Annotated in this window: 16 protein-coding genes; 7 read left to right on the top strand and 9 right to left on the bottom strand. The window is 68.3% G+C overall.

Features of this window, described 5'->3' with window-relative positions; all coding sequences use genetic code 11:
• Positions 1-2: 2 nt before the first annotated feature.
• Positions 3-623 carry a hypothetical protein gene (locus JS278_RS16220; protein WP_220149987.1) on the top strand — a complete coding sequence of 207 codons (621 nt, stop codon included), beginning with the start codon at positions 3-5 and terminating at the stop codon, positions 621-623.
• Between the two features lie 60 nt (positions 624-683).
• Here JS278_RS16220 and JS278_RS14220 read toward each other — a convergent pair whose 3' ends face one another.
• The 5 genes from JS278_RS14220 to JS278_RS14200 form a co-directional block, all read right to left on the bottom strand.
• Complete coding sequence (locus JS278_RS14220) at positions 684-1,451, bottom strand: DeoR/GlpR family DNA-binding transcription regulator (RefSeq protein ID WP_114045767.1); 768 nt, start codon at positions 1,449-1,451, stop codon at positions 684-686.
• Between the two features lie 191 nt (positions 1,452-1,642).
• Positions 1,643-2,557: an amino acid ABC transporter permease gene (locus JS278_RS14215; RefSeq protein WP_114045766.1), complete on the bottom strand. Its 915-nt coding sequence runs from the start codon at positions 2,555-2,557 to the stop codon at positions 1,643-1,645.
• Positions 2,554-3,237 carry an amino acid ABC transporter permease gene (locus JS278_RS14210; RefSeq protein ID WP_114045765.1) on the bottom strand — a complete coding sequence of 228 codons (684 nt, stop codon included), beginning with the start codon at positions 3,235-3,237 and terminating at the stop codon, positions 2,554-2,556. The genes JS278_RS14215 and JS278_RS14210 overlap by 4 nt, the downstream gene beginning before the upstream one ends.
• Positions 3,238-3,336: 99 nt before the next feature.
• Positions 3,337-4,179 (bottom strand): glutamate ABC transporter substrate-binding protein, encoded by an 843-nt coding sequence (locus tag JS278_RS14205; RefSeq protein ID WP_114045764.1) that lies wholly within the window; start codon positions 4,177-4,179, stop codon positions 3,337-3,339.
• A 54-nt stretch (positions 4,180-4,233) separates the two neighbouring features.
• Positions 4,234-5,016, bottom strand: a complete 783-nt coding sequence (locus tag JS278_RS14200; RefSeq protein WP_114045763.1) for an amino acid ABC transporter ATP-binding protein — start codon at positions 5,014-5,016, stop codon at positions 4,234-4,236.
• A 261-nt stretch (positions 5,017-5,277) separates the two neighbouring features.
• Between JS278_RS14200 and JS278_RS14195 the strand changes: the two genes are divergently transcribed.
• The 4 genes from JS278_RS14195 to wecB all read left to right on the top strand — a co-directional run bounded on the left by JS278_RS14195 (position 5,278) and on the right by wecB (position 10,353).
• Positions 5,278-6,579, top strand: coding sequence for a nucleotide sugar dehydrogenase (locus JS278_RS14195; RefSeq protein WP_114045762.1), 1,302 nt, complete (start codon positions 5,278-5,280; stop codon positions 6,577-6,579).
• Positions 6,580-6,633: 54 nt separating this feature from the next.
• Positions 6,634-7,947 carry an O-antigen ligase family protein gene (locus tag JS278_RS14190; RefSeq protein ID WP_114045761.1) on the top strand — a complete coding sequence of 438 codons (1,314 nt, stop codon included), beginning with the start codon at positions 6,634-6,636 and terminating at the stop codon, positions 7,945-7,947.
• Positions 7,948-8,060: 113 nt separating this feature from the next.
• Positions 8,061-9,194, top strand: coding sequence for a glycosyltransferase family 4 protein (locus tag JS278_RS14185; RefSeq protein WP_114045760.1), 1,134 nt, complete (start codon positions 8,061-8,063; stop codon positions 9,192-9,194).
• An 85-nt stretch (positions 9,195-9,279) separates the two neighbouring features.
• Entirely contained in the window at positions 9,280-10,353 is a 1,074-nt protein-coding gene (gene wecB, locus JS278_RS14180) for a non-hydrolyzing UDP-N-acetylglucosamine 2-epimerase (protein ID WP_114045759.1), read from the top strand.
• 25 nt (positions 10,354-10,378) lie between these two features.
• Here wecB and JS278_RS14175 read toward each other — a convergent pair whose 3' ends face one another.
• The 4 genes from JS278_RS14175 to JS278_RS14160 form a co-directional block, all read right to left on the bottom strand.
• Entirely contained in the window at positions 10,379-10,858 is a 480-nt protein-coding gene (locus tag JS278_RS14175; protein ID WP_245935127.1) for a GtrA family protein, read from the bottom strand.
• Positions 10,859-10,916: 58 nt separating this feature from the next.
• Positions 10,917-11,975 (bottom strand): glycosyltransferase family 2 protein, encoded by a 1,059-nt coding sequence (locus JS278_RS14170; RefSeq protein ID WP_114045757.1) that lies wholly within the window; start codon positions 11,973-11,975, stop codon positions 10,917-10,919.
• A complete protein-coding gene (locus JS278_RS14165; RefSeq protein WP_181833748.1) occupies positions 11,972-14,494 on the bottom strand; it encodes a YfhO family protein in 2,523 nt (840 codons plus the stop codon). The genes JS278_RS14170 and JS278_RS14165 overlap by 4 nt, the downstream gene beginning before the upstream one ends.
• Positions 14,495-14,679: 185 nt before the next feature.
• Positions 14,680-17,310, bottom strand: coding sequence for a YfhO family protein (locus JS278_RS14160; protein WP_147243233.1), 2,631 nt, complete (start codon positions 17,308-17,310; stop codon positions 14,680-14,682).
• 203 nt (positions 17,311-17,513) lie between these two features.
• On the opposite strand from JS278_RS14160, the gene JS278_RS14155 reads away from it, so the two are divergent.
• Together JS278_RS14155 and JS278_RS14150 are read left to right on the top strand one after the other, a co-directional pair.
• On the top strand, positions 17,514-18,659 hold the full coding sequence (locus JS278_RS14155; RefSeq protein ID WP_114045755.1) for a glycosyltransferase: 1,146 nt from the start codon (positions 17,514-17,516) through the stop codon (positions 18,657-18,659).
• Positions 18,660-18,760: 101 nt separating this feature from the next.
• Positions 18,761-20,491 carry a hypothetical protein gene (locus JS278_RS14150; protein WP_147243232.1) on the top strand — a complete coding sequence of 577 codons (1,731 nt, stop codon included), beginning with the start codon at positions 18,761-18,763 and terminating at the stop codon, positions 20,489-20,491.
• Positions 20,492-20,502: the final 11 nt, after the last annotated feature.

Here is a 20,502-nt window from a genome sequence, read left to right as displayed (position 1 = left end):
CAGTGAACCAAGATTTCAAGAAAGTCGTGACCTTCCTGTATCAGGAGTTCGGTGATCAAGGAATAGCCTGGGTGAAGGAGCAGGTCGCAGCGCACGGGAGCGATGCGTCACCCGCGGCCGATGGGAAAGGCGCGTCACCTGTGCCGCAGGTTGAGGTGCCCACCGAGGACGACGCAGCCTTTGAGGATGGGGCAGCCTTTTCCGCCGGCGTGATGGCTGACGTCAAGGAGCTGGCGGATGACACGATCAAAGACCCGACCCAGGTGGTCGACGCGGTGCTCGGCCTGGTGATGATGGCCGGCGAGGTGCGCAAGTTCGAGGAGGTTCAGGTCACGAAGCGGGTGGGGATCGCCGCCCAGCGCGATATCGCCATTGCCAACATCAGGGCCCAGCAGGACCTGCTGCAGAACTATCTGGACCGATCATTCGACGAGAGATCGGAGAACTTCAACAGGCTGTTCTCGGTCGTCGACGATGCTCTGGAGACGAACAATATGGCTGCGCTGGCGATGGGGCTCGAATCCGTGGTGAAGTTGGCCACCTCGTCCCCGTTCAAGGATCTGCGCAGCGTCGAGGAGACCGCTGCCGCGCTGACGGACCCGAATCACGAGTGGGACTTCTGAGGCGTCGCTCACCCGTTCGTGGGGCCAGCGAGCCCTGGCGAGCGGAGAGGGGTTGCCCCGTCAAGACACAGCGACGACCACCGTCAGGCCCTCCTGCTCGAGGCCTTGTCGTTGGCGGTCGGTGATGGCGTCGTCGGTGATGAGGACGTCGATGTCGGAGATCTCGGCGAAGCGCGCGGTCGATTCGGCACCGATCTTGCGGGAGTCCACCAGTGCCACGACGGTGTGGGCGCAGGCGACCATGGCCGCTTTGGTGGCGGCCTCCTCGATATCGGGGGTGGAGAAGCCGTGGCTGAATGAGACGCCGTTGGTGCCGATGAAGGCGACGTCGACGCGTAGCCGTTCGATCTCGCGGCTGTTGCCGACGGTGGCCTGGGTGGTGGATCGGACGCGCCCCCCGATGAGCTGGACGTCGCAGGCGGTGCGGGCGGCCACCACCGATGCGATCGGGGCGGAGTCCGTGAAGACGGTGAGCCGCGAGGAGGCGGGCACCAGTGCGGCGAAACGGCCGGTCGTGGAGCCGGCGTCCAGGACGACGGAGCCCCGGCCGTCGGGCAGGTAGGCGAGTGCCGCCCGGGCGATGGCCTCCTTCTCGGCGACCGCCGAGGAGTCGCGGGTGTCGAGCGGCTGGTCCCCGAGCGTGTCGAAGCTGGCAGGTATCGCCCCGCCATGGACCCGGCGGAGAAGCCCCTGGGAGGCGAGGGTCTCGAGATCCCGGCGGATGGTCTCGGGGACGACGCCCAGCTCCTCGGAGGCCCGGGAGACGGAGACGCGCCCCTCATCGGCGGCGGTGTCGATGAGCCACTTGTGCCGTTCGGCGGGGTACATCTTGTAGCCTCCTGTGGGAACGTGTGGGAACGTCCCCGGAGTCTACCGGCCCCCGACGGGGCACCGACATTTTCTCGTTCCAGAACCGCCGAGCCGTTGTCGGTGACGCCCGATCCGGGGTTCGGGAGAGAGAAATTGCCGGTGCATCGGGGAGGAAGGAGCGAAGCGACGTGGAGGGGTCGGCTCCTCCGTCAATCAGCCCGGTGCTGGTCCACCGCCTCCTCGAGGGCCCCCTCGTCGGCGAGGAAGGAGCCCTGGTGGGCCTCCTCGATGGTCACGACATGCCCGCCGCGGCGCCTGCGCATCCGGTCCTGGAGGTGCTCGGCGAAGTTGCTCAGGGCGTAGTTGATGATGATGAACAGCAGGGCCGCCACGAGGAACACCGGGATGATGTTCGTGCCGCCGCTGGACAGGTTGGTGGCCGAGCGCAGCAGCTCCGGGTAGGTGATGATGTACCCGAGTGCGGTGTCCTTGACGATGATGACGAGCTGGCTCACCAGTGCGGGCATCATCGCCGTGATGGCCTGGGGCAGCAGGATCATCGTGCGGGTCTGGCCCAGGGACAGGCCCACCGACAGCCCGGCCTCGGTCTGGCCCCTGGGCAGGGAGTTGACGCCGGCGCGCAGCAGCTCGGCCATCACGGCGCCGTTGTAGAAGGTGAGGCCGGCGATGACCCCGACCAGCCCCTTCAGCGCGGGGTCGACGAGGGTGTCGAAGGGCTGGGCGAAGACCATCAGGTAGTAGAAGAAGAGCATCGCCATAAGCACCGGGACCGCCCGGAAGAACTCCACCAGCACCGAGCAGATCCAGCGGACCGGACGCACGAAGCTCATCCGGCCGAGGGCCAGGATGAAGCCCAGGATCGACGCCAGGACCAGTGACGCCGCGGCGGCCTGGAGGGTGTTGAGGATGCCGGGCAGGAAGTAGTTGAGCCAGGCGCCGCCGGTGAAGATGGCCGACCATGCGTCCCAGCCGAGCTGGCTGCGCAGGCCGTAGATCAGCAGGGCCGCCAGGACGAGGCCGAGGACGACCCCGATGACGCCGATCGCCCGGTGGCGCCGCAGCGCCCTGGGGCCGGGGACGTCGAAGAGAACCGAGTTGCTCATCGCTGCACCGCCATCCTGGTCGAGGCCCAGGACACGAGCGCGCCGATGGGCAGGGTGAGGATGACGAATCCGAGGGCCATCAGCAGGAAGATCGCATAGATGAGCTGGGGGGAGAACTCGATCATGTTCTTCATCACGTAGGAGGCCTCCGCCACCCCGATCGCCGAGACCACCGTGGTGTTCTTGGTGAGCGAGATGAGGGTGTTGCCGAGCGGGGTGATGGCCCCGCGCATCGCCTGGGGAAGGATGATCTGGCTCAGGGTCTGGCCGAAGGTGAGCCCGATGGAGCGGGCAGCCTCGGCCTGCCCGACGGGGACGGTGTTGATGCCAGACCGGATGCCCTCGGCCACGAAGGTCGAGTGGTACACCGACAGGGCCACCACGCCCCACCAGAACAGCTGGGTGGCGGATCGGGCGTCCGGTCCGGCGAGTTGCCAGGCCAGCACGTTGTAGAAGGCCAGGGCGCAGAAGGTGACGATCACGGTCAGCGGAGTGTTGCGGATGGTGTTGACGTATCCCCTGCCGAAGACCTGGAAGGCCTTGACGGGGGAGACCCGCATGATGGCGACGACGGTGCCGAGGATCATCGCGCCGACCGCCGCGACGAGTGTCAACTTGATCGTCATCCAGAAACCGGACAGGACGTCATACTGGCGCATCAGCTCGGTCAGGCCGGACATTGATCACCTCCGAGGTGAGAGGACGGGAACCCCCGCCCGGCACGGGCCTTGATGCCGGCCGGGCGGGGGTGTGGGGACGGGAACTTCGGGAGCTCAGGCTCACTGCCCCGACGTCGGGTTCGGCGGGTTGACCTTCTTGTTGTAGCTGAACTCCGGGGTGTTGGCCTTCAGCGCCTTCTCCCATGAGCCGTCGTCGATCATCTTCTTGACCGAGGCGTTGACCTTCTTGGCCAGGGCGGTGTCGCCCTTCTTGATGCCGACGCCGTACTTCTCGGTGGTGAACGGCTTGCCGACGACCTTCAGCTTGCCCTTGTACTGGGACTGGGAGGCGAATCCGGCGAGGATGATGTCGTCGGTGGTGACGGCGTCGATGGTGCCCGCCGACAGGGCGGCGACGCACTTGGAGTAGGTGTCGTACTCCTGCAGGTCGACCTTCGAGGAGTAGCTGTCCTTGATCTTCTGGGCCGAGGTCGAGCCGGTCACCGAGCACAGCTTCTTGCCGTCGAGGGAGTCCGGGCCGGTGATGTCCTTGTTGTCGGCCTTCACCAGGAGGTCCTGGCCGGCGATGAAGTAGGGCCCGCCGAAGGAGACCTTCTGCTCGCGCTCCGCGGTGATGGAGTAGGTGGCGAAGATCATCTTGACCTGGCCGGACTGCAGCATCGTCTCGCGCTGGGCCGACGGCGTCTCGACGAACTTCACCGAGCTGTAGCCGAGGTCCTTGGCGACGTAGGTGGCGACGTCGACGTCGAATCCCTTGTAGGACGAGCCGTCCTTGAGCCCGAGGCCGGGCTGGTCGTACTTGATGCCGATGGTGATCGAGCCGCCCGACGAGGAGTCGCCGGATCCCGAGGAGGAGTCGTCGGAGCCGGCGACGCAGCCGGACAGCAGCGACAGGCTCAGGGCGGCGGCGCCGACGGCGGCCGCGACTTTACGCAGTGACATGGTGTGCTTCTTCCTGGTTGTGGGCCGGGCTGGGGAAGACGGTGGAGGAAAGGCTCAGTGCAGGATCTTGCCGAGGAAGTCCCGGGCGCGGTCGCTGGTCGGGTTGTCGAAGAAGGACTCCGGGTCGGCGGTCTCGATGATCTGACCGTCGGACATGAAGACGACGCGGTTGGCGGCCTTGCGGGCGAATCCCATCTCGTGGGTGACGACGATCATCGTCATGCCCCCGCGGGCCAGGGAGACCATGACGTCGAGCACCTCCTGCACCATCTCGGGATCCAGGGCCGAGGTGGGCTCGTCGAAGAGCATCACCTGGGGCTCCATCGCCAGTGAGCGGGCGATCGCGACGCGCTGCTGCTGGCCGCCGGACAGCTGGGCCGGGTACTTGGCGGCCTGGTTGGCCACCCCGACCCGTTCGAGGATGTCGCGGGCCTGCTTCTCCGCCTCGGTCTTCGGCTTCTTGCGGACCTTGAGGGGCCCGAGCATGACGTTCTCGAGGATCGTCTTGTGGGCGAAGAGATTGAAGGACTGGAAGACCATGCCCACCTCGGCGCGCAGCTGGGCGAGCGGCCTGCCCTCGGTCGGCAGGGGGGTGCCGTCGATGGTGATGGTGCCCGAGTCGATGGTCTCCAGGCGGTTGATGGTGCGGCACAGGGTGGATTTGCCCGAACCCGAGGGGCCCAGGACCACGACCACCTCGCCCTTGGCGACGGTGAGGTTGATGTCCTGGAGCACGTGCAGGTCGCCGAAATGCTTGTCGACGTGGGAGAGCTCGACGATCGGCTTCCCGATGGTGTGCACCAGGGGGCCCGTGTCCTCGCGGTTGAATGCTGCCATGCCGGAAGGCTAATTGGCTGTCGGCGAACCGGCGGGCATTTCACCACTTTCTCAGGGCGATTGTTGCAGAACTGTGACCGCTGTTAACAAGTTGTAACACGACTCATGGCCGGGGGACTTGACCCGGATGCCCGGGTGTGGTGATGAAGGGCCGGGATCCGAAGGGCCGGACGCCGCGGTCCCCGGATAGACTGGCTCCGATCGCCGCCCGCAGGGCCCTGCGGGGGGCCGCTCACAGTCCGTCTCATGAGGAGCCACCGTATGAAGATCGCCGTCGTCGCCATGGGCAAGATCGGCCTGCCCCTGGCCGTGCAGTTCGCCGAGAAGGGACACGACGTCGTCGGCGTCGACGTCCAGCAGAGGGTCGTCGACGAGGTGAACAAGGGCAACGAGCCGTTCCCCGGCGAGGCCTTCCTGGACGAGAAGCTCAAGAAGCTCGTACCGGCCGGAAAGCTGCGCGCCACCACCGACTACGCCGACGCGATCCCCGACGCCGACGCCGTCGTCCTGGTGGTGCCGCTGTTCGTCAACGACGAGACCTGGGAGCCCGACTTCGGCTGGATGGACGACGCCACGAGGTCGCTGGCCGCCCACCTGACCAAGGACACGGTCATCTCCTACGAGACCACGCTGCCGGTGGGCACCACCCGCAACCGCTGGAAGCCCCTCATCGAGGAGATCTCGGGCCTCAAGGAGGGCGAGGACTTCACCCTGGTGTTCTCCCCCGAGCGGGTGCTCACCGGCCGCGTCTTCGCCGACCTGCGCCGCTACCCCAAGCTGGTGGGCGGACTGAGCGCCGAGGGCACCGCCAAGGGCATCGAGCTGTACGAGCAGCTGCTGGACTTCGACGACCGCCCCGACCTGCCCCGGCCCAACGGCGTCTGGAACATGGGCACCGCCGAGGCCGCCGAGATGGCGAAGCTCGCCGAGACCACCTACCGCGACGTCAACATCGGCCTGGCCAACCAGTTCGGCAAGTTCGCCGACAAGAACGGCATCGACGTCTACAAGGTCATCGACGCCTGCAACTCCCAGCCCTACTCGCACATCCACCGTCCCGGCATCGCCGTCGGCGGCCACTGCATCCCGGTCTACCCGCGGCTCTACCTGTGGACCGATCCCGACGCCTCCATCGTGCGCACCGCCCGGCAGGCCAATATGACCATGCCGCAGTACTGCGTCGACCAGGCCGCCTCGGTGCTGGGCGATCTGAAGGGCCAGAAGATCGTCGTGCTCGGCGCCTCCTACCGCGGCAAGGTGAAGGAGACCGCGTTCTCCGGGGTCTTCCCGACGGTCAAGGATCTGGTCGACGCCGGGGCGGAGGTCACCGTCCACGACCCGATGTTCACCGACGCCGAGCTGGAGAAGTTCGGCTTCACCCCGTATCACATCGGTGAGGCCGTCGACGGCGCCCTGCTGCAGGCCGACCATCCCGAGTACAAGGACCTGGGCCCCAACGATCTGCCCGGCATCAGGGTGCTGGTGGACGGCCGTCACGTCGTCGACCCGGCGAACTGGGAGGGCGTCGAGGTGATCGTCGTCGGCGACGGAGAGGCGCGCTGAGGATCTGAGTCCGGCCCCCGGACGCTCAAGGATCCCATGCCGGGCCGAGATCCCATGAAGGGCAGCACGCCCGCACCGGGGCCGCGGAGGGCGCTGCCCGCCGCGGCCCCGGACCCGACCCGCGGACGCTGGGGGAGTGGTCTCCCCCGCCTGGTGGGCGTGCTGGTCGGCGCCCTGCCGGTCGCGGCCCTGCTGGGGCCCTGGGCCGGCCACGGGCCGGTCTTCGCCTTCCGGGTGCTGCTGATCGCCCTGGTCGTGCTCGCAGTGATCTGTGGACGACGCCACCGGGCGAGCCTGGTGATCGCCGGGCTGGCGGTGCTGTGGCTGGGCGTGGGGGGTCTCGACGTCGTCCTCGGAGCCGCCGGGCGGCGCTGGAGCGAGTTGGCGGCGGTGGCCCTGGGCCTGGCGGGGATGTGGGCGGTGGTGCGGCTGCGCCGCTTCGACCCGGTGACCTGGCTGGCCCGCGGCTGGACGCTGGCAGTGCTGCTCAGCCTCCCGGTGGCCGCCTGGGAATACCTCACATCCAGGCACCTGACCACCTACCTCAACGGAGCCTGGATCGGCCGTCCCAATGTGTACCGGGCCCCGGCGACCTGGCTCACCAACCCCAATCTGTATGCCGTGCTGATGGCCGTCGCGGTGCCCCTGCTGGCGGTCCGGTCGCAGTGGGAGGGCCGTTGGCGGCGGTGGATCATGATCGTCGCCGCAGCGGTGGCCTGCGTGCTGCTGGTGCTCACCTCGGGACGCTCAGCGATGGCCGCGCTGGCCCTGGCGGCGGCGGTGCGGCTGGCGGCCACCGGGCGGGGACGCTGGGTGCTGGTGGCTGTTGCGGTGGCGGTCGTGGGGATCGTGACGGTGCACCGGTCCGGCCTGGAGATGGCGGTCCATCGGGTGGTGGGGGTCATCGTCCACCACTCCAACGAGGGGCCCTCCTCGTTGTCGGTGCGCGCCGCCCTGATCGCGGTCGGCCTGGCGCTGACGGCGTCCTACCCGCTGCTGGGGGTCGGGCCCGGCGGCTACGAAGCGCTGGTGCGTGCCGGTGGTCTGGGCTGGCACACCCATGGGAAGGTGAATCCGCACTTCGGCGTGCTGGAGATCTCCTCCCAGTACGGGCTGATCGTCACGACCGCTCTCGCTGGGCTGATGGTGTGGGCCGCGGTGGCCGTGATCCGGGCCCGCGGCGAAGGGGGATCGCGCTGGTGGGTGATCGGGTATCTGTGCGCGCTTCCTGTGCTGTCTCTGGCCAACAGCACCTACCTCGTCCAGTCGGTCACCCAGTTGCAGTGGGTGCTGGCCGCGGCCCTGGTGTGCGCCACCGCGACGCGGGTTCCGTCCCGGTACCGTCGTCCGCCGCGCCGCGCTTGCTAGAATCGGCCGTTGTCGACACTGGTTCTCTCGCCGCGGGCTCACCGTGGGCGCAGCGGCCTTGTGGGCACGCCGCCCACGTCCCAACTGTTGTCGCGGAGCAGGAGACGTACTCAATGACATCATCGGCCCGGGTCTGCCACCTCTCCACGGTGCACAACCCCCGCGACAACCGCGTCTTCCGCAAGGAGTGCGCGAGCCTCGCCCAGGCCGGCGTCGATATCTGGTTCATCGGGGCCCAGGAGGGCGAGGAGATCGTTGCCGGGGTCCACGTCGTGGGGGTCGGGGAGGCCACCGGTCGGGTGGACCGCCTCACCCGCCGTCAGTTCCGTGCCTGGCGGGCACTCGACCGGATCAGCCCAGACGTCGTCCACGTTCACGATCCCGAACTCATCCCGATGGTGCTGGCCTGGCGCAGGCTGCGAGGCCGCGCCGCCGTCTACGACGCCCACGAGGATCTCATCGGCCAGATCGAGGGCAAGGAGTACCTGGCCGACTGGGTGAAGCCGGTGGCCCGGCTCGCCGCCCGTGGCGTCATCGGCGCCGCCGACCGGTTCTTCGACGGCATCGTCGCCTCGACGCCGACCGTGCTGAGCTTCTACCACAATCCCAACCGCGCGGTGGTGCGCAACTATCCGCTGCTCACCGACTATCCGCAGGGTGCCGACGCCGCCAAGAAGGACGGCCAGGCCGTCTACGCCGGGATGCTCTCGGCGGGTCGTCAGGTGGATCGCATGTTCGAGATGATCGAACAGGTTCCCGGGAGCCATCTCACCGTGGCCGGGGAACCCGACCCCGAGGTGAAGCACTTCTTCCAGGACCTGCGACCCGAGCAGCGGGTCGAGTGGCTCGGCCGGATCCCTGGCGAGGAGGTGCCCCGGGTGCTGGCGGAGTCGCGGGTCGGGATCGCCTTCTTCAAGCCGCTGAAGAACTACCAGGAGGCCCTGCCGACCAAGCTCTTCGAGTACATGGCCGCGGGCATCCCCTTCATCTCCACCGACCTGCCCTTTCTGGTGGATCTCTTCGAGGGCAAGGACTGCGGGGTCTTCGTCGACACCTCCCAGGGCGCCGAGGCGGCCGCCGAGGCGCTGCGCGCGCTGCTGGCTGATCCCGACCGGTGCGCCGAGATGGGCGCCAACGGCCGCCGGGCCATCGAGGAGGAGTTCAGCTTCGAGGCCGAGTTCCCCAACCTCAAGGCGGTCGAGGGCGGCGCCGTGAAACGCGAGGGCACGGTCCTCGTCGGCGACTGAGGCGCCCATCGAGGTGGCCGAGCCGCGTGACGGCCCCTTTCACAGAGTACTGACAGCAGACGTCAACAACCAAGGAGTGAATGCCGTGCGAGTCGTGAGCATCGTCGGGGCCAGGCCTCAGTTCGTGAAGCTGGCCCCGGTGGCCAAGGCCTTCGCGGCGGCCGGGATCGATCACAGGATCATCCACACCGGCCAGCACTACGACGTCAACATGTCCGACTCCTTCTTCGTCGAACTGGGAATTCCCGATCCCGACCTTCACCTGGGAGTGGGCGGAGGCTCCCACGGCGTGATGACCGGACGGATGCTCGAGCAGCTCGACCCGGTGCTCGAGGACATGGCGCCCGACTGGGTGCTGGTCTACGGGGACACGAACTCGACGATCGCCGGGACCCTCTCGGCGGTCAAGATGCATCTGCCGGTGGCTCACCTGGAGGCGGGCCTGCGCTCCTTCAACCGCAGGATGCCCGAGGAGCACAACCGCGTGCTCACCGACCACGCCGCCGACCTGTGCCTGGCGCCGACCCAGGTGGCCATGGAGCACCTGGCCGATGAGGGACTGAGCGAGCGCTCGGTGCTGGTGGGCGACGTCATGACCGATGTCTGCCTGCAGGTGCGCGACTCCGTGCTGGCCAGCCCCCGCGCGGTACCCGGGGTGGAGGAGGGCGAGCCCTATGTCATGGCGACCATCCACCGCGCCGACAACACCGATCAGCAGGCCCGGCTGGAGCACATTCTCGACGCCCTCGGCGGTCTGGACCGCAAGGTCATCCTTCCGGTGCACCCGAGGCTGCGGGCCCGTGCGAAGAGCGACGGCATCCGGATCGCCCGCGGCAACCTCGTCACCATCGATCCGCTGGCCTACCCCGAGATGGTCAACGCGGTGGTGCATGCCGACGGGGTGATCACCGACTCCGGCGGCCTGCAGAAGGAGGCCTTCCTGCTGGGGGCCGTGTGTACCACGGTGCGCACCGAGACCGAGTGGACAGAGACCGTCGACAACGGCTGGAACGTCCTGGATCCCGATGCCGAGCACCTGGCCGAGACGGCCGTCCGTCCGGCGCCCGAGGGCGAACCCGGGCACCCCTACGGCGACGGTCACGCCGCCGTGAAGGTGGCCGAGGTGCTGGAGCGCGCCGAGATCACCGGGGAGCGCTGATCCAGGCTGATCCAGGAGGTACCGCTCAGGCGTCCGGGGAGTCCTGCGGGTCCTGGGGCGTTTCCTTGCCAGATGCCCGGGCCGCCGGTGTCTCCAGCTTCTGGCTGGTGAGGATCGTGCTCGTGAGCAGATAGGTGAAGGGGATCGCGGCGATCCCGGCCAGCACCGTCGCGTAGCGCTCGTCGACGTGCAGGCCCTCCACCAGCAGCACCGATCCCAGGGTTGAGAAGGCCACGTTCACCAGCGTCGTGGCCGGGAAGGCCAGCAGCTTCTTCCAGGTGGGCCGCACCCGGTAGGTGAAGTAGCAGTTGGCCAGGAACGAGAAGACGACCGACAGCGCCCAGGCCACCAGATGGGCGGCGAGGTAGGGCCACAGGATCAGCAGGATCCGGTAGAAGAGGTAGTAGACGGCGGTGTTCGCGACGCCAACCATGCCGAACCGGATCAGTCGGGCGAGCCGGAACCTCCACTGCCGGGAGGGTGACTTCTCCGTGCCGACATCCACGCGATCACGATCCTGCCCGCCACCCGCGGCCCCGGTGCCCGCCGTGTGGGCGTCCGGCTCAGGCATCCTGGCCCGATCCGGGCCGGGGTGCGATCGCGTGGATATCGGCGCGCTGCTCCAGATGAGGCTCCTGAGCAGGGACATCCGACGGCGTGAGACGTCTGGTGTCGCTGGGTACGGTCCCTCCGATATCGGTGGCCACGATGTAGTGCGGCCGTTTCTTGGTCTCGGTGTAGGTGCGCCCGACGTACTCGCCCATCACGCCGAGGCAGACCATCTGCACCCCTGACAGGAAGACGATCACGGCGATGGTCGTGAGGTAGCCGGGCACCTGCACCCCGTGGCGGATCCATTCGACGACGAGCCATATCAGGTAGAGCACTGCCAGAGTCAGGCTGAGCATGCCGATGTGGATGACCATCCGCAGCGGCTTCTCGTTGAAGGCGATGAGGCCGTCGATGGCGTAGTTGAACAGAGACCTGAGTGTCCAGGAGCTGCCTCCGGCCTCGCGCTGGACGTTCTCGTACTCGATGACGTCGGTGGGGAAGCCGATCCAGGAGAACAAGCCCTTGGAGAAGCGGTTGCGCTCGGTGAGTTCCAGCAGGGCGTCGAGGGCCTTGCGGCTCATCATTCGGAAATCGCCCTCGCCGTCGGTGACATGCATCTTCCCGAATTTGTTCATGGCGACGTAGAACAGGTGGGACAGTGCGGTGCGCACTCTGGGGTCGCCGGTGCGGTTGCGTCGGGCGACGACCTGGTCGGCCATTCCGGCCTCCAGGTGGTCGGCCATCCGGCCAAGCAGCTCCGGGGGGTGCTGGAGGTCTCCGTCCATGATCGCCACGGCCTCGCCCCTGGCGGCTCGCAGGCCCGCGAGCATGGCGGCCTCCTTGCCGAAGTTGCGGGAGAAACCGAGCACCCGTACGCGCGGGTCCTGGCGGGTCAGTCTCTCGGCCACCTCGAGGGTGTTGTCGGGGCTTCCGTCGTTGACGAGGATCAGCTCGATGTCGCGGGTGGGGGAACTCAGCGCCGCCATGCATCGTCGGTGCAGTTCGACGAGATTCGCGGCCTCCTTGTAGCAGGGGACCACGATTGAGTAGAGGGGGTTCGAGGCGGTCATGATTCTTCGTCTTTTCCGGCCCGACGGGGGCGCTGGGCGATGGTGATGAGTGCGGTGGCGAGCAGTGAGGCGACGCCGGCGGCGATGCCGGCGAGCAGGCCCGGGGAGCGATAGCCGCAGGCGAGCGTCCCGGCTCCCGGGGCTCGCACTGACAACATGCCGGTCAGAGGAGTGATGGGAACGCGTTTGCCGTCGACCCGACACCTCCAGCCCTTCGTCGCTGGCGTGGCGATCACGACGAGGTCGGATGATGGTGAGGCGGTGAGCCGGGCCTCGACATGGCCGGGGGAGATGGACAGTCCCGCGGGAATCTGCGTTGCGGTGACCTCGCGCTCCAGCGGCGCCGGGTCCAGACAGGCCAGCGGGTGGGCCCCCAGAGGGACGTCGCCAGGGAAGAAGCGATCGTTGGCGGAGATACGCACAGTTGTCGGCGTGCCATCAGACCTCCTCACCAGGAAATGGGAACCCACCAGGGCTTGGTCCTGGGTCTCCTCGGCTCTCGCGATGCTGGCTGTTGTGTAGCCACTGGGCAGCACGACCCGGGCGCTGCCACGGGCATAACTGTGAGTGATGACGTACTGGCCGACCGGGCAGGTTATCTGCAGATCGGTATGGCCACCGCGGGGCACCATCGACTCTCCGGAGACGAGGACGGGGCCGGCGGTGGTCATCCTGTGGACGGGCGGCGTGGAATAGATCCGGGCGCCGAGCAGACGCTCGCGGGCAGCCAGGTCCGGTGGCTGTCCGGGGCCCAGCCGGATATCGGGGACGCGTCGGACCATCGGCATCGGATCGAACCGCGATCGAGAGTCCTGGGCGGCCAGCAGGGCCGAGAGCACCTCGTCGTCGGGACGGTAGAGGGTGCGGCCGCCGCTGACCGTCCGATAGCCCAGCTCGATCAGTGCATCGGCCGTGCCCGCCTCCACTGTGGTGCTGTAGTAGCCGAGGCCGGGATAGGAGTAGCGTCCCGACGCGTTGTACCGGGCCCACATCGGATCGGAATCGGTCAGATGGGCATTCACCCGGTGGGCGGGCCAGCCGGCCTCACTGGTGAGAACGGCGGCTCTGTGGTTCCGGTACCGGTCGGTCGAAGCCTTCGTGTCGAGCTCTCCGACCCAGTCGCGGAGGTTGTCATTGACATGCACCGCGGTCGCCAGATTCTCGTGGAGGGTGAGAATGATTCCCGCGGCGATGGCGATGATGAGGACGACGCAGGTGAGGATTCTCGGGGTGTCTGTGACAGCAACCGCTGCGAGGGCCAGAGAGGCCGTCGCTGCAATCCCGAGAAGGGCCCAGCTGAGACTTGCTGCGCCAGGTGCCACCACGAGGAGTCTGTCCCTCGGGCAGAGGAGGTTGCGGGAGAGGAGCCCGAGGAGTACCGCGGCGCAGGCGCACGCGGGCAGGCCCGGCCAGCCGTGCGGGGCCAGGAGGGCCCCGACCGCGGACATCCGCACAGGGTGGCCGGTGTGTCGCGGCGGCCATGCGGTATGGGCAGCGAGCACCAGGAGCCCGCAGATGATGAAGGCGAAACGGAACGGGCCACCGTGCGGCACGGCGAAGGCGCTCCATGCCACCAGCAGTGCCGGAATGCGCAATGGGAGGACCACCACGGCGCCGATCCCGACCAGTACCAGCCGCAGGCGCCGGCTCAGATGGGAGGCACAGGGTAGGCCGAGGACAAGCAGGAGCGCCGCGCTTGAGCAGAACAGGGCAGGGGTGAGGGCGACGCCGGCAGTGAGCGGAAGCGTGCGCACCAGGATGCTGGACCACGGCAGGGGGATGATCGGGGCTGCCGGGTAGGGCACGCCGTTGTGCATCGCGACGAGTGCGGGTATCAGGGTTGGGGCGGTGAGGGCGACCCCCAGCACGCCGGTGAGGGCGAAGCGCCCGACCCGGGCGGCGGAGGCGCGCAGGCTGTGGCTGACCGACAGCTCGATCGCCACCAGGACGATGGCCGAACCCAGGCTGGCCATGTAGGCGGTGTAGTAGTTGGACCACCAGAACAGGGCGACCACCAGGACGCCCGGCCACAGCCGACGGCGGCGACCGCGGCATCTCAATGCAACCAGACAGAGGGCCGGGAACGCGATGAGCCCGTCCATCCATTGCGGGCTGCGCCAGCCGACCTCGATGACCCAGGCCGAGGTGGCATAGGCCACCGCCAGTATGCCGGAGACCAGTGGATGACGGCGGGGGCCGAGGGTGCGCAGCAGGCCGAACATGACCGCGGCGGCGACCGCGATCTTGGCCATCACGATCACCGAGAGGGCAGTGGCGATGCGGTTCGCGGGGAAGAGGGCCACCAGGAAGGTGAACGGGCCACCCAGATAGGTGGCGTAGGTCGCCAGGAAGGGCACTCCGGTGCCGAGCGCCCAGCTGAACTGAAGGCTGGAGAGGCCTGATCCGGTGATGATGTCGCGGAAGACGGCGTAGAAGTGAAGGTACTGCGCTCCCTCATCGCCGAGGATGCCGGATCGTGGTCCGAAAGGCCGGATTCCCGACGCGTTCAGGATCAACACGGAGATGGCCAATCCGCACGCGGCGCTGCCGAGCGCCCCGGCGATCGTGGCCGGCGACGATCTCCTGCAACTTCCGTGGGAGTGCGCTATGTCTGAACGGTTGAACGATCCGCCCGGGGGGCGACGGGGAGCCGGCGCGATACCGTGCTCAAGCCGATTCCACGCTCTCCCGTGGCATGACTCAGTCACGATCTCTCGCCTTGCCCGAATCCCCGTCGCCACGGGGTCGTGGCCATGATTACGATCACAAGACCGGCGAGAGCGGCGACCGAGATGCCGAGGCTCAGGCCCGGAGGCTTGTAGCCGCAGCTGAACTCGCGAGCCCCGGAGGTCTTGACCGCCAGCATCCCGGCCAGTGGCTCGATCGGTGCCGATCGGCCGTCCACTCGGCACCGCCAACCATCGGCGGCAGGTGTGGCGACGACGAGTCGGCCGCTGCGAGGTTGCGAGAAACGGGCCTCGATGCGCGAGGGCGTGATCCTCAGTGAGGAGGGTGCCTCGCTGACAGCGATCTGCCGTTCCAGAGGCCTGAGGTCCAGGCATGCGAGGCCGTCCGGCTCGATGGTGCGCAACTGCGGCGGGACGGCCCCATTGGCCTTGAACTCGACAGTTGTCGGTGTGCCGTCCGAGTACTTGATGAGGAAGTGGGGGCCGACGACGCGCTTCTTGGGGATCTCATGGGACTCGGCGACCTGCACCGAACCGCCATCCCGGTTCCGGAGCATCATCATGCCGTTGAAGTACTGGTGGGAGACGACGTACTGCCCGGCCGGGCAGCTGATCCGGACATCCTGGTTGGTGCCGGCCGGTACGACCAGGGGCGAGGCGATGGGTCGCTCTCTCCGCCCGGTGACGCGGTACAGCCTCGGAGAGGAGTACAGGTGCGCGCCGAGGAGTGTCTCCCGGGTCGCCATGTCGGTGGACAGACCGGCCTGCGGCTTGATGGTCGGGACAGTGCGGACCATCGGGAGCGGATCGAACCGGGAGTGCGGATCATAGGCGGCGAGGAGACTGGACAGCACCTCGTCGTGCGGCCGATAAAGGGTGCGTCCGCCGTTGCGGTCGGAATACCCCAGGTTCACCAGGGGGCGAGCAGTGGAGGCCTCGATCGTGGTGCTGTAGTAGTTGATCCCGGGGAACGAGTAGCGCCCCGAGGAGTTGTATCGCGACCAGATGGGATCCTCGCTCACCAGGTCGACGTTGACCCGGTGCAGCGGCCAGCCGGCCTTCCGGGTGGCCGCCTCGGCGGCCCGCAGTCTGGCGGCGTCCTGGCTCGCCCTCGGGAACAGCTCGGAGGCCCAGATCCGCAGCTTGACGTTGACGAAGAGGCTGTTGGCCAGGTTCTCCCTGAGCGTCAAACCCGTCCCGCCGAGGGTCGCCAGGACGAGTACCACCGACATGACCCGCCGCCAGGAGCGACCGCCCCGCGCGGTGGCCGCCGTCACGACCAGGGATGCGACCAGCCCGATCCCCAGGGCCGCCCATCCCGGCTGCGCGGCCCTGGGATCGACGAAGAGGAATTCCTCTCCCGGGCCCTCGACGATCCTGGACAGGAGTGCGAAGAGCACCGCCGCGCAGCCCCAGGCGAGGGGCCCGGGCCAGTCGCGGGAGGCGGTGAGAGCCCGCCGGAGCCCCGTCGCCCCGCGGACGGCGCGTGGATGCGTGCGTCGGGGAGGCCAGGCGGTGTGGGCGGCGACGATGATGAGACCGCTGATCACGAAGCCGCAGCGGAAGGGCATGCCGTGGGGCACTTGGAAGGCGTTCCAGGCCAGCAGCAGAGTGGGGGCCTTCAGTGAGGCCAGCACCGCGACGGCGACCACGACGAGCACCGCGCGGGTGCGGACGGACAGGTGGAGAGCCGCGGGGATTCCGAGGACCAGGAGTAGCGCGGCGCTGGAGCAGAACAGCGCCGGGGCGAGGACGACCCCCTCGGTCATTGGGAGGAGTCGCACCAGGATGCCGCTCCACCGCACGGCCGCCAGATCGGTTCCGGGCGTCGGTGACCCGTTCCGCAGGCCCGTCAGGGTAGGGATCAGGGTCGGGGCTGTGAGGGCGACACCGAGCACACCGGTCAGGGCGAAGCGCCCTATCCGCGCCGCCGAGCGTCGCAGACCGGTGCTGGAGGCAGCCTCGACGGCCACCAGCACGATGACCGCCCCGACGCTGGCCATGTAGGCCGAGTAGAAGTTCGACCACCAGAACAGCGCCACCACCAGGACGCCGGGCCACAGGTGGTGCTTGGGGCCGCGGCATCGCAGAGCGACCAGCGCCAGGGCCGGGAAGGCGATGAGACCGTCGAGCCACTGCTGGTTGAACCAGCCGATATCGAAGACCCAGGTGCAGGTGGCGTAGGAGATCCCGAGAAGACCTGCCAGCAACGGGTGGCGTCGCGGCCCGAGGGTGCGCAGCAGTGCGTACATCACGGCGGAGGCCACCACGAGCTTGGCCACCACGATCACGGTGATGGCGGTGCTGACGCGGTTGGCGGGGAACAGCGCGACGAGGAAGGTGAAAGGGCCGCCGAGGTAGGTGGCGTAGGTGGGCAGGAAGGGCACTCCCGCCCCCAGCGCCCAGCTGAACTGCGGGCTGGACAGGTGGGAGCCGGTGAGGATGTCGCGGAAGACGGCGTAGAACTCGAGGTACTGCGCGCCGTCGTCGCCGATGATGTTGGATCGGACGCCGAACGGGCGGATTCCGGATCCGCGCATGATGAGCAGCACCGTCATCAGGCAACAGACCGCCGTGAGGCCGGCGCCGACCAGGGAACGAGGAGCCCCGCGACGGCGGGGGCGCGCGGGATCCGCGAGTGCGTTCACGGACGGTCAGTCTAACCGACCAGTGAGTCTACTGAGGGGGCAAGGTGCATAATCATAGAAAACACTGTGAACATAAATGGATATGCTGTGAACATCGCGATGGATCGGGGGTCGTGCAGAGAATCTGACGGAACCCGTAGAGTGGGCGCGGTTCCGTCATCGCGACGGACCGGCTGACAACCGGGCTGACAACGAGGAGGGCGATGGGCACCACCGCCACAGAACCGGCGGGGGACCGGCGACCCAGGGTCGTCCACCTCTCGACTGTGCACAACCGCCACGACAACCGGGTCTTCAACAAGGAGGCGCGGGCCCTGGTCGACGCCGGTTACGACTTCCATCTGGTGATCGGAGCCGAGGCCGACGTCCTCGACGACGGCATTCCGGTGGTCGCCCTGCACCGCACCGGAGGGCCACGGCTGCATCGGATCGTGACGGGACAGACGGAGGCATGGCGGGTGCTGGGACGGCTGCGCCCCGACCTGCTGCAGATCCACGACCCCGAGCTCATCCCGATGGCGCTGCTGTGGGGGCGCCGTCATCGCTGCAAGGTGATCTACGACGCCCACGAGGATCTCGTCGGGCAGATCGACACCAAGCCCTACCTCAACCGCCTCACCCGTCCGATGGTCCGCCTCGCCGCGCGATGCCTGGTCGGGCTGGCGGACCGGGGGGCAGACGGGATCGTGGCGGCCACGGAGCCGGTGGCCGACGGATACCGCAATCGGCACATCGCGGTGGTGCACAACTATCCCTGGCTCACGAATTTCACCGCCGACCCGTCCCCGGTCCCTGGACGGATGGTCTACGCCGGCGACCTCACCCAGGAGCGCAAGCTCTCCTTCATGATCGACGTGGTGCGGGCGCTGCGCCGGAGAGTCCCGCAGGCTCACCTGGTGCTGGCGGGGCGTGCCCTGGCGGGCTGCGGGCCGGCGGTGGACGCGGCGGTGGCCGAGGGGCTGGTCGACTATCGAGGACTGGTGGGGCCGACCGAGGTGCCGGGCGTGCTCGCCTCGGCCCAGGTGGGGCTGGTCTTCCTGGAGCCCCTGCCGAACTATCTGCGCTCCCTGCCCACCAAGCTCTTCGAGTACATGGCCGCCGGGGTGCCCTTCTGCGCCTCCGACTTCCCCGCATGGCAGGACATGTTCGCCGGTTACGGGGCCGGGGAGTTCGCGGACTCGCAGTCGGTCGATGCGACGGTGGGGACGCTGGCCCGGATGCTGGAGGATCCGGCCGACTGCGCCCGGATGGGTGCGGCCGGACGCCGTGCCATCGACGGCGGCCTCACCTTCGAAGCCCAGGCCGAGGAACTGCTGGGGCTCACCGCCTCCCTCATCGGCCCGGCCTGATCCTTCCCGCCTGATCCGGCCAACTCGATCCGCAGTATGTGAGCAGGCGCCACCGAGAGGTGGCGCGGTGGCAGCCGCTGTGCCGGTGATATGTTCACACCATGAATATTGGCGTCCCGGTCGGCGCGCGGCGCCCCGTTCGCAGATGGTTGTCGGCCCAGACGATGGCCTGGATCTGTCTGGCCGCCTTCTGGCTGTACATCTGGCGGACTCCGATCTGGTCCGCGGATGATCTGCTCTTCGCGACCCGCAGCGGCACCAGTCACGGCCGGATCGCGTGGGACCGCGTCCTGCCCCTGCTGGCCGACGACGTCAACAACCGGGTGGGCCGGAGCGCCGACATGCTCGCCCAGTTCATCTTCTCCACCGGCCCGCTCATCGGCATCATCATGGCCGCCTGCTGCTTCCTCCAGTCCTTCGCCGTGTGGCGGCTGCTCCGTGCGGTCTCCGCGCAGTTCGGCAAGGGGGATGACGTCGTCTCCCGCATCGTGGCCCTGGCCGCGGGAGTCGCCCTGCCACTGAGCCTGCTGGCCACCGAGCCGGGGCTGGCCGGCTCGACGGTGATGTTCATGGCGGCGAATGTGGGCTACGTGCTCGGATCGGCCATGATGGTCGCCGCCGCCGTGCTGCTGTGGCGGGTGCGCGAGCGTGGCTCGGCGCCCCTGTGGCAGCTGGTGCTGGTGGTGGCTTTCGCCTGTTTCGTCGGGATCCACCATGAGCTGCTCGCGCTGGGGATCGCCGGTGTCGTGATGGGGCTGGCAGTGGTGACACGCAGGTCGGACTGGCGGCCCTCCTGGGTGATCGCCCTGCTGGTGGTGCTGGCGGTGTCCTTCGGACGCTACGCGGCGGGCGGGCTGTGGAAGCGCCAGGACCGCCTGCTGCGGCCCTTCCCGATCGATGACCTGTCCGCCGTCCAGCAGCACCGGGTGCTCGCGGTGTTCGCGGTCTCCCAGTCCCTGGGCGTCCATCCCGAGCTCTACATCTGCCTGGCAGCCGCTGTGGCCGCCCTGGCCTGGGCGGTGCGCAGGAAGGTGGCCCACCCCCAGGTGTTCGTGGCGATCCTCGTCGTCTTCGTGGTGTCGGCGGCGGCCATGGCGATGGTGGCCACGAAGGTGCGCAGGAATGTCACGCTCAACGCGGCCACCCTGGGCCGGGCGGAGATCTATTCGGCCGGTTCCGCGACCCTGCTTCTGGGGGTGACCGCGGTGGCGGTGGCCGCCATGGTCGTCCTGGTGGTCAGTGTGCGCACCATCGCGCAGGCTCGCATCGTGGTGCCGGTGACGGGCATGATGCTGGGGCTCTACAGCATGCCGGTGCTGCTGGGCAGCCCCTACGGCCGGACGCTGTACGTGCCGATGCTCATGTGCATGGTGGCGTCGGTCACGATGGCCATGGTCGCCCTCGCCATGGTGCGCGCCGACGCGGCGCAGGCGGCTCAGGGGGCTGACTCGGCTCAGGGGGTGGGGGCGTCCGCGACGATGGCGGCCGGGGACGGAGAGAGGGCGAACGTAGTGGCCGAGGACGGGGAGCGGGCGTCGAGAGTCCCGGCCGCAGCGGTGGCCGCCGTGCTGGTCCTGGCGGCGTCGATCGGGCCTGCGGTGCAGGGTGGCACGCACCTGGTGAACGCCGTCGACTCGAATATCGTCGTCTGGAAGCCCGTCGTCAGGCAGCTCGAAGCCGCCGAGATGGGTAGTGCGAGGGCGGTCGTCATCCCGAAGAACCTGCCCCGCGCCGATTACGCGGCCGATTACACCGGAGTAGGCGTGTACTACCGCGGGAACCTCGCGAAGTACTGCGGCATCCCCGCCTCGATCCGGATCAAGACACGTTGACGCCGGCCTCC

It is taken from the genome of Acidipropionibacterium virtanenii (assembly GCF_003325455.1).
Classification (GTDB): domain Bacteria; phylum Actinomycetota; class Actinomycetes; order Propionibacteriales; family Propionibacteriaceae; genus Acidipropionibacterium; species Acidipropionibacterium virtanenii.
This window is presented reverse-complemented; position numbering and strand designations above follow the sequence as displayed.

Coding starts and splice junctions, on each gene's coding strand:
- JS278_RS14220 (WP_114045767.1), bottom strand. CDS start 1,451: ATGTACCCCGCCGAACGGCACAAGTGGCTCATCGACACCGCCGCCGAT.
- JS278_RS14215 (WP_114045766.1), bottom strand. CDS start 2,557: ATGAGCAACTCGGTTCTCTTCGACGTCCCCGGCCCCAGGGCGCTGCGG.
- JS278_RS14210 (WP_114045765.1), bottom strand. CDS start 3,237: ATGTCCGGCCTGACCGAGCTGATGCGCCAGTATGACGTCCTGTCCGGT.
- JS278_RS14205 (WP_114045764.1), bottom strand. CDS start 4,179: ATGTCACTGCGTAAAGTCGCGGCCGCCGTCGGCGCCGCCGCCCTGAGC.
- JS278_RS14200 (WP_114045763.1), bottom strand. CDS start 5,016: ATGGCAGCATTCAACCGCGAGGACACGGGCCCCCTGGTGCACACCATC.
- JS278_RS14195 (WP_114045762.1), top strand. CDS start 5,278: ATGAAGATCGCCGTCGTCGCCATGGGCAAGATCGGCCTGCCCCTGGCC.
- JS278_RS14190 (WP_114045761.1), top strand. CDS start 6,634: ATGAAGGGCAGCACGCCCGCACCGGGGCCGCGGAGGGCGCTGCCCGCC.
- JS278_RS14185 (WP_114045760.1), top strand. CDS start 8,061: ATGACATCATCGGCCCGGGTCTGCCACCTCTCCACGGTGCACAACCCC.
- JS278_RS14170 (WP_114045757.1), bottom strand. CDS start 11,975: ATGACCGCCTCGAACCCCCTCTACTCAATCGTGGTCCCCTGCTACAAG.
- JS278_RS14155 (WP_114045755.1), top strand. CDS start 17,514: ATGGGCACCACCGCCACAGAACCGGCGGGGGACCGGCGACCCAGGGTC.
- JS278_RS14150 (WP_147243232.1), top strand. CDS start 18,761: ATGAATATTGGCGTCCCGGTCGGCGCGCGGCGCCCCGTTCGCAGATGG.